A 13,203-nucleotide genomic window follows, 5' to 3' on the forward strand; every position below is an offset into this window, starting at 1 on the left:
TATTAGCAGAGAAATCAGCTCATCAACACATTCATTTCCTAAGATAAGAGCTATCTAAGGGGGAATGAACGTATTGATTACGAAACTTTATAGGGATTTGTATTCTAAAATTAGGAGGTCATAAAATTGGGGCAAGAAGTTATTAAAATTCTAGATGATTATTTCACTGGTAAGTTCAAGCAGTTGAACCTTTATGTTCTGCCACAATTCATGTGGCTAATTTTATTATACTATTTGATGTTAAACTCATTTGTTAGCATTATAGATAAATCAAACTTGCTACAGAATATTGGATTGAAACCGATACTAACATATTTCCCTGAAATAATAATTGAGAAAAACGAATTAATATTACAATTTTTAACTGATTGGTGTCCGTTTATTATATTTTTATCAATAGGTTTATTACTTTGTGGTGTGATTCTGATACTTCTTAAAGAGATAATTGTGATAGGTGAATATAAAGTTATCTGGAATCATTCAAGTTACGGTATATCAGCATTTTTATGGTACTCGTTGATAGGTATTACAATATACTTTTATGAATTAATGCAAGCTTGGTTTCCTCTTTATGTTATTGTAGCGTATACATTATCTAAATCTTTCGAAATTGTAAAGGAAAAAATAAATAAGGGTGACTTAACTTTCTTAAGTTAGGTCTATGCTGGCAACAACATCCTATAGAATCACACTGACTCAGCGGTTACGCTAGGTAAGAAGGTGTGTATTCATAATTATATTTTAAATTTGAAGTTGAGAGAGTTAACAGACAGATAGTTTGCACTGAAAAGTATTTTATATAAATTAAATAAAAACTCTGATTCAGCTGAATTGCATAGAAGTCATCACATCACTCCGCACAGAATTCATGCGGTAGGTATACTTGTAAGATGAACACACGCTTTTTATCACCATTTTACTTACGCACTAGCCAACTACATTCCTATAAGAGAAATTAACCATTTTATCCGTTTCCTATCTCCAAGTCATAGGACATTCCCATCACCTCATAGATTGTGATGAGGTGGTTGAGGTGGCAAATGAAAGTAAGCTTAAAATCACTTATCAGCATCAAAGCATAGTCAATGACAAAGAGAATAACGATAGTCAGCGTGAATTGGATAAAGTTATTAAATACGTTTGGGAACAATTAGCACCTGATATATTACAAGAGATTCAGAATGAACTAACCTATAGCTAGCAGCCGACAGTGATTAATCACTGTCGGTTTTTATTTCCACTAATCAAGCCGTGTACTATTCACTATAATTAGTTCATACCTTGTTTATAACGAGTATCTAATTGATGTGTACAAAGGTGGAAGAAGAATGATTGGATTATACGTTCGGGTATCGACTGCCCTGCAAATAGATAATACAAGCTTAGACCAACAGGTAGAATTATGTCGTAAGTTAGCTTTCGAGATGGGCTATACCGATAAAGACATTATTGTATATAGAGAAGAAGGATATTCGGGAGAAGATATTGACATCCGTCCTGAGATGATGAAGCTGCGTGAAGATGTCGCTGATGGGATCATTACGAAGATTATTTGTTCCCATCCAGATCGGTTAAGTCGTGACTTAACCGACAAGCTGATCGTCGTTCGTGAACTAGAAAAGAACGGTGCAGAGATCTTGTTCACGGATACAGAGTTTGAGAAGTCTCCTGAGGGTTTACTTTTCTTTAACATTATCTCAGCTATCGCTAGTTATGAGTTAGCCCTAATTAAGAAGAGAACGGTGCGTGGTCGAGAGCGAGCAGTTCGTGAGCTACATAAAGTGATGCCAATGCGTGTAGCACCGTTTGGATACGATAAGGACGAAACGGGACAGCTCATCATCAATGAGCGAGAAGCGCAATATGTCAAAATGATCTACGAATGGTACGTGTACGAGCATCTGACGACAAGGGAAATAGGAGATCGTCTCGTTACTTCTGGAATTATGCCTAAGCGTGGAGAATCTAAAAACTGGAGCGCATCCAGTATTGGTAGAATACTATCCTCCGAAATTTATATTGGGAACTATTATTATAACCGTCGTAAGACAGCTAAGGTAAAAGGGCAAACGACTAAAGGTGGAAATCCAAAACGTGAGATCGCCTATCGTGATGAACAGGAATGGCTTCAAGTATCTGTTCCAGCAATTGTTGATAAGCCTTTATTTGATCTTGTCCAACGTCAGAAACTGAAAAATACAACGAATAAGCATATTGGCAATCCTAAGCATGAGTATTTACTGAAGTCATTACTGAAATGTGGTTGCTGCGGTAGAACATGGGATGCCACTACTTATTCAGGAAGACTAGATAAGGAAACAGGAAAAAAAGTTAAATATCGGTGTTATCGTTGTCCAAATCTAGCTCCACGCAAATACGGACCTAATGTAGAGAAATGTAAAAGCCAATCACTTCGTGCAGAGCTAATTGAAGATTTCTTATGGAAGCAAGTTCTCTCGCTTATAAGTCAGCCTGAGCTTTATGTCCAACAAATGAATCAAAGCAATGAAGCGGGTGTGGATGAGCTTCGTCTAAGAGTGAATGCACTGGATGCAGAAGCTAAACAGCGACAACAGGAGAAGGAAAAGATTAAGCTGATGTTTCGCAGAGACGTTATTACAGAGGATGAAATGCTACAGGACATCCATAAACTTAACGAGACCTTCGAGCGTTTAGAGCAATCCAAAAAGCAGATTCAGATGAAATTAGCTTCAATTGAGAAAGAGCATGTCTCACTAGAGCAGCTACAGCAGGTGCTTCAGCGTATTCAAGTGAAGCTACAGGAACCGGAAAACTTAACCTTTGAATTTATGCGGAAAGTGATTGAGATGCTGTTCGAGGAAATTATTTTAAGATTTGATGATACAGAGGACGGACAAACCGAGCTAATTGTGACCTCAGTAGGGGCATTTGACCAGTTTTCCATGAAGGATAATCACATCGGAGTTCGACCACATCATCTTGACGATATGTGCAACTAGACGAAGGTTATGCTCTATAAGTATGTTGCGGGAGTCAGCATCACCAAGTGCCATCTGCGCTAGATGATATTGCTCTTCATCCTCCTTTAAAGGCTGAGGAAACGCATTGTTCTTAACATAAGATACTAATAAAGTAAGTTGCTTAATGAACAACGCTATTGATGAGAAAAAACCTGGCATATATCCACCTCCACATGCAAGTAAGGGCCAAGACTAATGATACTTAGCCTATATAGTCTGTTCTCTAATGTATGAGGGCGGGTGCCTAGATGTGCATGTACCTAGTTAAAATTTCTTAAAATTTCAATGTAGTGAACAAATGGACATATATTTTATTGTCTAATTAATTAAGACGATTCACATTTGACCACTTACTTAAAAAGTGGTCTTTCTCTTGCCCAAACTATGAATGAAGGTAAAGTAAATTCTCAAAAGTTTAATAAAGATTATGTAATTTTTTAGTGATCTGTAGTACTTAGATTCACACTATGGATGTGAATTTATGGATAACCTTCTGATCGTATAGAATCACTTTGCTTAGTGCAATATAAGTCCAGGAGGTGATTAATTCATGTATAAACGCATGGCGTTTGCACTAATTTCTGCAAGCATAGTTCTGACAATGTCAGGATGCGGAATGAACACAAAAAACGTTAAAACGAATGAATTAAAAGTTCGTTCAACGGAAAACCGAGCAATATTAGACGAAAATATGTATGGTAACACGAATGGCAACACGAATGGTAACATGAATGGCAACATGAATGGTACTATGAACGGCAACAAGAATGGTAATGCAAACGGGTATAACATGGGCACCAAGAATGTGCATGTTGATGCAGCCGAAAATATTCAAAATTCTATTTTGAAAATAAAAGGTGTATCAGCAGCTACTGTCTTTGTTAACAACAATGATGTTGTCGTAGGGGTTGACTTGAAGGATAATGCTAACAAAGCAGAAGTCGAAAAACAAGTCAAAAAAGCAGTTGAGAAGTCTGATAAAGGATACAAAGTACATGTGACTAGCGATAAAAACATGCATACTCGTATTCAAGATATGAAGACTCAAATGGTTCCTATGGACGGACATCCTGTTCGTAACATGGCAAAAGATGTAGGAATTCTAATTGAAGATATAGGTAAAGCTATTACTGCTCCTCTACGTTAATAATGATGCAGTATCAACTTGCAGTGTAAATTCAATTAGTTTACATCAATGAGTACTTGAAGATTTATAAATAACCCGCTAACTATTAATTTAGTTTAGCGGGTTATTTTTCATTTATTAATCTATTGGCTAAAAACTTAAATTTATCGTTTCAAATAAACTATTTTAACAAGCATTTAAAATAGTTAGAATCCATTGAGCTTCTTCTTATTGCAGTACAGAGAAAGAGCTATGTGATTTCAGAACTAATGATCAGTACCGATATTTAACACTAACGTTGAGCGACGGAACGATAGTTACGTTAAATTTTGTGCGTGAAGGATATGTAGGATATGGAAATACTAATGTTTATTTCAAATTTGAAGGAGATACGCTCCAAGATGTATGCGTTTTGCTAGAACCGTAAGACGATTTATCGAGGGTGTTTTTGATGAAAATTATCTTTTGAGCTCAATTTGTAATCAGTTATCAGATATCGACTATTATTAGGAGTAATATTTATTCAGACAGGCTAGGTATATTCCAGTTCATTCTCACAATCTATGAATATGTTATTATGTACCATCAATGCATAATTTTTTCATAGGGGGTGAGCGTAATGGAGTTTATTTTCGATAACGAGATATATGTTCTATTGAAACAATATATTCAGCCAGAAATGCTAATTGTAGTGCCAACATTATTGTTTCTTGGCTGGATGATGAAGTCCACTCCTAAAGTACCTGATTGGCTAATACCATATGTGAATACCGTCGTAGGTATAATAGCCGGCATCGCGATGACGCCTTCGGTGATTGATGGCATTATTCAAGGGATACTTGTGTCAGCAATGTCTATCCTTGTTTACAATTTATATCGCCAATGGAAACGTAAAAATGGTACAGACGCTAATAATGAGAAAGAACAGCCTAAATAGTTGGGCAGTACGTTTTATTAATTGTACACTAAGATTATATTGGCTTCATTGTAGAAAGAAGATAATTAGCGCACATAGTTGCTGCTAGTTATCTTTTTTCATTTGTTATGATCAATTTTACTTAATGGAATCAGATAAGTTATTATAGTGTTATCACTTAGGCAAAAGGAGGTTACATGATGAATGAAGTTATTGAGACGATGATGCAACATCGTTCGATTCGCAACTATAAGGATACAATAATTACGGATGAGCAATTATATACAATAATTGAAGCGGGTCAAATGGCTTCAACCTCCAGTAATTTGCAAGCATATAGCATTATTAATATTGTAGATCGTCGACTGAGACATGAACTCGCAGAACTGGCAGGACCACAATGGCATGTAGATACTGCCCCAGTTTTTCTTGTATGGTGCGCTGATCTTAGGAGAGTCGCTGTAGCTACGGAGACAACTATTGATAAACATATAGAAAATCTTGAACTTACTGAGAATTTTCTCGTCGCAACAGTAGACACTGCTCTAGCGGCGCAAAACAGTGCATTAGCTGCGGAATCAATGGGACTTGGTATACTCTTTGTTGGTGGTATTCGTAATCAGATAGAGCAAGTTTCGCAATTGCTGAAATTGCCACAACATGTAGTTCCTTTGTTCGGAATGTGCATAGGATACCCAGATGAACAACCATTTATCCGTCCTCGATTTTCATTAGAAGCGGTGTTACATCAGAACAGTTATAATGAGGAAAAGATTGAGGCGACTATTGCCGAGTATGATGAGAGAGTTGTAGATTATGTTATGGAACGTAGCAACGGAGCGGATAGTTTTAGTTGGAGTGAATCAATGAGAAGAAGACTATCTCAAGCTCGCCAACGTACCACTCAGCAAGCATTTTTCCAAAGCAAAGGATTAATGAAAAAGTAATATTTATGAAGAAATAATTAGAATTACAGTGAAATATAATAAAGCCTTAGATATGATGCGTACATGCTCAATCCTATCTAAGGCTATTTCTAATGAGGGAATTCATTATTTAGTTTAATTCGTAGGTGCAGTTAAGTATTTACGACCTGTTGCAGCTGAAAGGATGAAGCATAAGAATAAGACCATACCTGCTAAAAGATACGGATAATCGATATTAATATCGTATAGGATACCAGCAATAATCGGTCCAAGAATATTACCAAGACTTGTATAAGCAGAATTCAATCCGGCGACATAGCCTTGTTCGTTCGTCGTCATCTTCGACATTAATGTTCCTAAGGCGGGTCTAAGAATATCCATTGCCAAGAAGACAAGGAAGGTGACTGCGAAAATTAGCCAGTATTTATGAACAAATATCGTTAATATAATGAATAAGGCTGATCCAAAAAGACAAGCGGTAATAACTTTGAATTCACCAAACTTGTTCAATATTGTACCAAATGCGGTAGCTTGAATGACGGCACCAGCTATAGAGCCGAATGTAATAATATATGCGATATCAACGGTACTAAATCCAAATTTATCATTAACATAAAGTGTAAACACCGTCTCAAAATTAGCAAGTCCGAAAGATGCAATGAAAATAATGATTAAACTCATAAAGTAAGGTTCTTTCACTGAAAGTGCAAGTTGCTTCCAAAGCGGTATGGAAGCTTTGGCGTCATCTAATGATTCATTCTCATCTTGGTCAGCAATTTCTACTTTAGATGGTAAAAATATAAATGTAATTAATGCAGCAATTAGTCCTGCGATTGCTGCACCATAGAATGGTATTCTAACGCCATACTGGGCTACGAATCCACCTATACCTGGACCTATAATGAAGCCAGTTGTTATCGCTGCATTAATAAAGCCCATTCCTTGAGCACGTTCTTGCTTTGTTGTAACATCAGCTGCATACGCAAGTACGGCGGGCATTATTAATGCAGCACCTACTCCTCCAAGCATGCGAGCAATAAATAGTAATGGGATATTGTTAGATGCTCCAAAAATCCATTCTGCTAAAGCGAATATAAGCATTCCTGCTATGATAACTGGTTTTCTACCTAGACGATCTGAGATCCGTCCAGCAATAGGGGAGAATATGAGCTGAGCAATAGAAAAAGCTGCTACCATAAGACCGATTTGGCTACCGCTTATATGCAATAATTCCATATATTTAGGTAAGATCGGAATAACTAGTCCAATTCCGACAAATACAATAAAAATATTGATCATTAATAATAAAATTGACCCACGATTACGTAATAATAACGACATAATAAACCTCCACATGATGAAACACTCGAATTAGGTATCCGTAATACATGATATTGATAGCATGGACAAATTCCACATATTCATTGCAATAGTTGGCAGGTAAATATTGCAACGTCCTGATATTCTATAGCAGATCCCTTCATCCTCTCATCTATAGCATGCTTCGTGTAATGTAAATTCGCTAAGCAATAACATTAAAAAATGGACATGCTCTATATTCTACAAGTACGCATATAATAAGCAAACAGTAGAGAGGGGGTTTATTGATGAAGAGAAGAACGGTGACTATCATTTCACTTGTTTTATACGGCATCGCTATTATTACGTTAATAACCTCTTATTGTCTCAATAAATAGTTATAAGTAACATAATTCGTTGTTGTAAATGACAAAAATTCCATATAATGCTCACAAATGTAATGGGATATGGTAATGTTAATAGATAGTATGTTAGCGCATTCATTGAAATACAAAGTGGCATTACTAACCGGTCAACACATACAGCCTCAGATATCTTTTTGATCTGAGGTTATTTTTGTATTCTAGTAACAAATCATCTATAGACTAGTAAGAAAGCTAATTTCTATATGAAAAGTACAATAAAGTGTTGGGTGTTAGCAAAGAGGAAACTAAGCTAATATGAATACAATATATTTTTTAGGAGTTTGTGATAACTATGACAACAAATGCATCCGGAACTAAATTATATTATGCACTGCCTGCTTCCGAATGGGAAGAAGCACTTCCTATCGGTAATGGTCGTATTGGCGTAATGGTATTTGGTAATGTGAACAAAGATCGATACCAATTAAATGAAGATACTTTATGGTCGGGTTTTCCAAGAGACACGAACAATTATGAAGCACTCCGACATTTGAAAACATCACGTGATTTACTGCAGCAAGGGAAGTATGCAGATGCTGAAGTGTTAATCGAAAATAAGATGCTTGCAGTAAATTGCCAAGCTTATCAACCTTTTGGTGATCTATATATTGAATGGTTGAATGCACCAAGTAATGTATCTCAATATGAACGTAGCTTAGAACTATCAACAGCCGTTGCCACAACGGTAGCTGTTGATGGGGATAATTCCTATATTCGTGAAGCTTGGGTGAGCTCAACGGACGATATTCTATTTATCACTTATCGATCCCAAGGAAGAACAAACCTTTCCTTGAAAGCAAGCTTTGTTCTTCCTCATCCGTCCAATGTTCTCATCGAAGATGAGCGCTACATTGTAAACAGTAAATGTCCAACGCATATTGCAGATAATTATTTTGAGGATCATCCCTTCGCGGTGCAATACGAAGAAGGTAACGGAGTTATATTTCAATCACAATTGCAAGCGTTCTCGAATGGTGAAATTTTTGTAGATGAAAGCGGCGTATCTGTTAACAATGCCACTGATATTGTGTTCGTAATATCAATAGCAACAAGCTTCAATGGATTTGATAAGCAACCACATCACGATTACGATGCACTTTCACTTACGAATAAAGCCAAATTAGCAGCTGTAACGGAATTGAAATATGATCAACTTTTACATGCCCATATTACTGAACACAAGCGATTATTTGAACGGGTTCAATTCCATTTAGAAGAAAATGAACCTATGCATCATATGCCTACGGATCAACGACTAGAGCGATATAAGCTTGGCGAACAAGATTTGGCACTAGAGAGTTTGTATTTTCACTACGGAAGATATTTACTAATAACTAGTTCCAGACCTGGTACGCAGCCAGCTAATTTACAAGGCATATGGAATCACCGAGTTCAACCACCTTGGAATAGTGATTATACAACGAATATTAATACTCAGATGAATTATTGGCCAGCAGAGTCAACTTCATTGAGTGAATGTCATGAGCCATTATTACAAATGGTCGAAGAATTAACGGTAACTGGCGCTCGTACGGCACGCGTTCATTATAATGCAGATGGTTGGGTGACCCATCACAATGTAGATATATGGAGGATGTCTTCTCCCACAGCAGGTCATCCAAGTTGGGCATTTTGGCCAATGGGTGGTGTATGGTTAACGCAACATTTATGGGAACGTTACTTGTTCCATCCGGATCAGACCTATTTAGCAAAGCGAGCTTATCCTGTTATGAAAGGTGCAGCTCAGTTCTGTCTTGACTGGCTTATTGAGGACGAGCAAGGACAGCTGAAGGTAAGTCCGTCAACTTCGCCAGAGAACAAATTTATATATGGTGATAACAAAGTAAGTAGCGTAGCAGAAAACTCTGCGATGGATATCACTTTGGTAACTGAATTGTTCCAACACGTTATTGAGGCAGCTCATATTCTGAATATTGATCAAGACTTCCGAGCGAAAGTTGTACAAGCATTGGCAAAAATGCCGAAGCTGACTATTAATGAAGCGGGTCATATTCAAGAATGGTCAACGAATTTTACAGAGCAAGAACCAGGCCATCGTCATGTTTCGCATCTATATGGTTTGCATCCAGGTACATCGATTAATACATCTGAGCTTATCGAAGCAGCAAAGCAATCATTAGCTAGTCGGATTTCTCATGGTGGTGGTCATACAGGTTGGAGCTGTGCTTGGCTTATTAATTTATATGCGCGCCTTCGTATGCCAGAGGAATGCTACTCATTCGTCCGTACATTGTTAACAAAATCTACTTATCCTAATCTCTTTGATGCACATCCACCTTTCCAAATTGATGGAAACTTTGGGGGAATTGCCGGGATGGTAGAGGCTTTAGTTCAAAGCCATGCTGGGGTGATAGAACTTCTCCCATCTTTACCGAAAGTTTGGGCAACAGGTGAGATCAACGGATTAACAGCACGCGGCGGATTTAAAGTAAGTTTGAAGTGGGCAGATGGACAATTAAGAGCTGCATCAATTGAGTCGTTATATGGACAACCGCTACGTGTAGCATATAACCAAGCGATTATTATAATGGACGAAGTAACAAATCAGACGTATGCAGCAAATCAATTGATTTCTACCAATATAGGTAGTCGATATACAGTTCACATAAGCTAGTTCAATATATTCAAGGGAGAGACTACTATGACTACAACTAACCAATATCCGTATCAAGACCATACATTAGCACTAAATGATCGAGTGAACGATCTTATCTCAAGATTTACGCTTGAGGAAAAAATAGAATCAATGGTGCAATATCAACCAGCGATTGAACGTTTGGGAGTTGCTGCATATAAACATGGTACAGAAGCAGCACATGGCTTGGCTTGGTTAGGTGAAGCTACATCGTTCCCACAACCCATTGGACTTGGTTGTACGTGGGATCCACAATTAATGAAAGAAATTGGCTCCGTTATTGGTGATGAAGCCCGTATATTCTACCAACGTAATCCAGAAGTTAACGGACTAACATTATGGGCTCCAACTGTTGATATGGAACGTGACCCACGTTGGGGACGTACCGAAGAAGCTTATGGTGAAGATCCAGTACTTACTGGTGAGCTCACATCTGGTCTAGTACAAGGTATGCAAGGCGATCATCCTACCTATTACAAATCGATTGCAACATTGAAGCATTTCATTGGTAACAATAATGAGGTTGATCGTGGTAGCTGTTCCGCAAGTATTGATCCACGTAATATGAAGGAATACTATCAAGCTGCATTCAAGCCAGCATTTGTTAAAGGCGGAGCGAAGTCTATGATGACTTCGTACAATTCAGTAAATGGTACGCCAACTATTCTTCTTAATGATGTAAAGAAAGTTGTTAAAGAAGAGTGGAATATGGATGGCTTTATTGTAAGTGATGCAGGAGATTTACTAGGAATCGTTAATGATCATCATTACTATGATAACTATAAAGAAGCGGTTGCTCATTCGATAAAAGCTGGTATAGATAGCATTACAGATGATAAAGAAAAATCTTGTAATGCAATTCGTGAAGCATTAGCAGAGGGGTTGTTAGTTGAGCAGGATCTTGATACTGCACTGTTCAATACGTTCAGAGTACGTTTCAAGCTAGGAGAATTTGACCCAGTTGAGCTTAATCCATATGCGAATGTACCAGAGTCTAAATTAATGGCGCCTGAGCATACCCAGCTTGCTCTACGTGCAGCACAAGCATCCGTTGTTCTATTAAAAAATGATGGTAACATATTACCTCTTCAAGCAGAGAAACTTCAATCCGTGGCAGTAGTTGGACCACTTGCTAATATTGTGTTCCGTGACTGGTATGCAGGAACTCTTCCATACAAAGTAACTGTATTAGAAGCGGTTGAACGTAAACTTGCGGGCAAATCTGTTAGCTTTTCTTCTGGCAATGATATCGTGACTTTAGCAAAAGCAGCGACAAAGCAAGGTTTTGTTGTTGATACAGACAATGAGAATAGATTGAAATTAATTGAATCCGGTGAGGCAGCTACATCATTTGAAATGGTCAATTGGGATTGTGGAAGCTATACGCTTCTAAATACAGCAACGAATAAACTATTAACTACCGCTGATGACAAGCATCTAGCAGCCAATGCAGATGAAGCATTCGGTTGGTTCGTTAAAGAAGTTATTCGATTGAAGGAAGAGAAAGATCAATTATTCAGCATTAAGTCTTGGAATAACAAAGCGATTAAATTACCACAAAACATGGGTGAAGTCATTACAGTTGATGAAGAAGCGGTAACTACAATGGATGACCTACTTCACATTATACAGTTGAATGATGGAATTGCGGAGGCTACAGCGCTTGCTGCTATAGCTGAACAAGCGATAGTTGTTGTTGGTAACAATCCGCTTATTAATGGTAAAGAAGAGATCGATCGTCCTAGTTTAGAACTAGCTGCTGATCAAGTTAAACTAATTGAAGAAGTTTTGGCAGTTAATCCGAATACAGTGGTTGTTATTATTGGTGGATATCCATTCGTACTTGGAGCTCTTGCGGACAAAATCCCAGCCATCGTCTACCTTTCACATGCGGGACAAGAATTAGGTAATGCCGTAGCTGATGTATTGTTCGGCGATTATTCGCCTGCAGGTCGCTTGAATATGACATGGTATACAGGTGAGGAGCAACTTACAGATCTGTTAGATTACGATATTATCAAGAGCAAGCGTACCTATCTATATCTTGAAGATAAACCACTATATCCATTTGGACATGGTCTAAGTTATGCTAGCTTTGCTTATAGTGACTTCAATGTAACGACAGCTTTCAATGCAGCTGATCAGCTTGAAGCAACCGTTACAGTTAGCAATACGTCTAGTATTACCGCAGATGAAGTAGTACAGATCTATGTAACGGTATCAGGCTCTCGCGTGAAGCGCCCTGTCAAAAAACTGGTTGCTTTTACGCGTGTGAAACTTGAAGGTGACGCTACTGCGTTCATTACTTTACCAATCCATATTGATCAATTGCATATGTGGGATGTTACGAGAGATCGCTTTGTACTTGAACAAGCAACTTACAACTTCCAAGTAGGTTCTACTTCTGCGGATATTCGCGCTGAGCAGTCACATGAGCTTGCTGGTGAAGTTATTCCTGCTCGTAATCTTACCGATTGGACACGTGCTGAAAATTATGATCAATATACAAATGTATACTTGGATGAATCCAAGGAAGGTACTACTTGCGTAAGGGCAAATGGAGAACAAGGTTCGATTGTATATGAGAATGTAGATTGTAATTTACCACATACTAAGCTTCAAGCTAGAGTAGCTGGTGGTGAATCTGGAGGCAAGCTTCAAGTGAAGTCTAACTCCGAAATAGTCATTGGAGCTATCGATATAGCTCCATCAAGCGAGCAGCAATGGTCAGATGTTGTAGTGGAGCTACAAACGGTAAATGATGAATTAACAATCGAGCTTATTGGATCTGTGAAGATTAGTGGCTTTAAATTAATTTAGATAGTTATATCTATAAGTACATGTTCAAAGAGT

Annotated in this window: 9 protein-coding genes and 1 pseudogene; 8 read left to right on the forward strand and 2 right to left on the reverse strand. The window is 37.8% G+C overall.

Annotated elements, in window-relative coordinates; genetic code table 11:
* Positions 1-126 precede the first annotated feature (126 nt).
* From NV377_RS00795 to NV377_RS00805, 3 genes are all read left to right on the forward strand, one after another.
* Positions 127-657 carry a hypothetical protein gene (locus NV377_RS00795; protein ID WP_258199281.1) on the forward strand — a complete coding sequence of 177 codons (531 nt, stop codon included), beginning with the start codon at positions 127-129 and terminating at the stop codon, positions 655-657.
* Positions 658-1,033: 376 nt separating this feature from the next.
* Positions 1,034-1,201: a hypothetical protein gene (locus NV377_RS00800; RefSeq protein WP_258199282.1), complete on the forward strand. Its 168-nt coding sequence runs from the start codon at positions 1,034-1,036 to the stop codon at positions 1,199-1,201.
* Between the two features lie 127 nt (positions 1,202-1,328).
* Positions 1,329-2,981, forward strand: coding sequence for a recombinase family protein (locus NV377_RS00805; RefSeq protein WP_258199283.1), 1,653 nt, complete (start codon positions 1,329-1,331; stop codon positions 2,979-2,981).
* Here the strand turns inward: NV377_RS00805 and NV377_RS00810 are convergent.
* A pseudogene (locus NV377_RS00810) lies at positions 2,961-3,161 on the reverse strand (RNA polymerase subunit sigma-70); the annotation flags it as partial. The gene NV377_RS00805 and the pseudogene NV377_RS00810 overlap by 21 nt on opposite strands.
* A 391-nt stretch (positions 3,162-3,552) precedes the next feature.
* Here NV377_RS00810 and NV377_RS00815 point away from each other — a divergent pair.
* From NV377_RS00815 to nfsA, 3 genes are all read left to right on the forward strand, one after another.
* Complete coding sequence (locus NV377_RS00815) at positions 3,553-4,149, forward strand: YhcN/YlaJ family sporulation lipoprotein (protein WP_258199284.1); 597 nt, start codon at positions 3,553-3,555, stop codon at positions 4,147-4,149.
* A 598-nt stretch (positions 4,150-4,747) separates the two neighbouring features.
* Complete coding sequence (locus tag NV377_RS00820) at positions 4,748-5,065, forward strand: phage holin family protein (RefSeq protein WP_258199285.1); 318 nt, start codon at positions 4,748-4,750, stop codon at positions 5,063-5,065.
* A 176-nt stretch (positions 5,066-5,241) separates the two neighbouring features.
* Positions 5,242-5,991 carry an oxygen-insensitive NADPH nitroreductase gene (gene nfsA, locus NV377_RS00825; RefSeq protein ID WP_308860042.1) on the forward strand — a complete coding sequence of 250 codons (750 nt, stop codon included), beginning with the start codon at positions 5,242-5,244 and terminating at the stop codon, positions 5,989-5,991.
* A gap of 114 nt (positions 5,992-6,105) precedes the next feature.
* Here the strand turns inward: nfsA and NV377_RS00830 are convergent, their stop codons facing one another.
* A complete protein-coding gene (locus tag NV377_RS00830; RefSeq protein ID WP_258199286.1) occupies positions 6,106-7,311 on the reverse strand; it encodes an MFS transporter in 1,206 nt (401 codons plus the stop codon).
* Positions 7,312-7,986: 675 nt separating this feature from the next.
* On the opposite strand from NV377_RS00830, the gene NV377_RS00835 reads away from it, so the two are divergent.
* Together NV377_RS00835 and NV377_RS00840 are read left to right on the forward strand one after the other, a co-directional pair.
* Positions 7,987-10,329, forward strand: coding sequence for a glycoside hydrolase family 95 protein (locus NV377_RS00835; protein WP_258199287.1), 2,343 nt, complete (start codon positions 7,987-7,989; stop codon positions 10,327-10,329).
* A 27-nt stretch (positions 10,330-10,356) separates the two neighbouring features.
* Positions 10,357-13,170: a glycoside hydrolase family 3 C-terminal domain-containing protein gene (locus NV377_RS00840; RefSeq protein ID WP_258199288.1), complete on the forward strand. Its 2,814-nt coding sequence runs from the start codon at positions 10,357-10,359 to the stop codon at positions 13,168-13,170.
* The last annotated feature ends 33 nt before the right edge of the window (positions 13,171-13,203 follow it).

The organism is Paenibacillus endoradicis, from assembly GCF_024721975.1.

Coding starts and splice junctions, on each gene's coding strand:
- nfsA (WP_308860042.1), top strand. CDS start 5,242: ATGATGAATGAAGTTATTGAGACGATGATGCAACATCGTTCGATTCGC.
- NV377_RS00815 (WP_258199284.1), top strand. CDS start 3,553: ATGTATAAACGCATGGCGTTTGCACTAATTTCTGCAAGCATAGTTCTG.
- NV377_RS00840 (WP_258199288.1), top strand. CDS start 10,357: ATGACTACAACTAACCAATATCCGTATCAAGACCATACATTAGCACTA.
- NV377_RS00820 (WP_258199285.1), top strand. CDS start 4,748: ATGGAGTTTATTTTCGATAACGAGATATATGTTCTATTGAAACAATAT.
- NV377_RS00835 (WP_258199287.1), top strand. CDS start 7,987: ATGACAACAAATGCATCCGGAACTAAATTATATTATGCACTGCCTGCT.
- NV377_RS00830 (WP_258199286.1), bottom strand. CDS start 7,311: ATGTCGTTATTATTACGTAATCGTGGGTCAATTTTATTATTAATGATC.
- NV377_RS00805 (WP_258199283.1), top strand. CDS start 1,329: ATGATTGGATTATACGTTCGGGTATCGACTGCCCTGCAAATAGATAAT.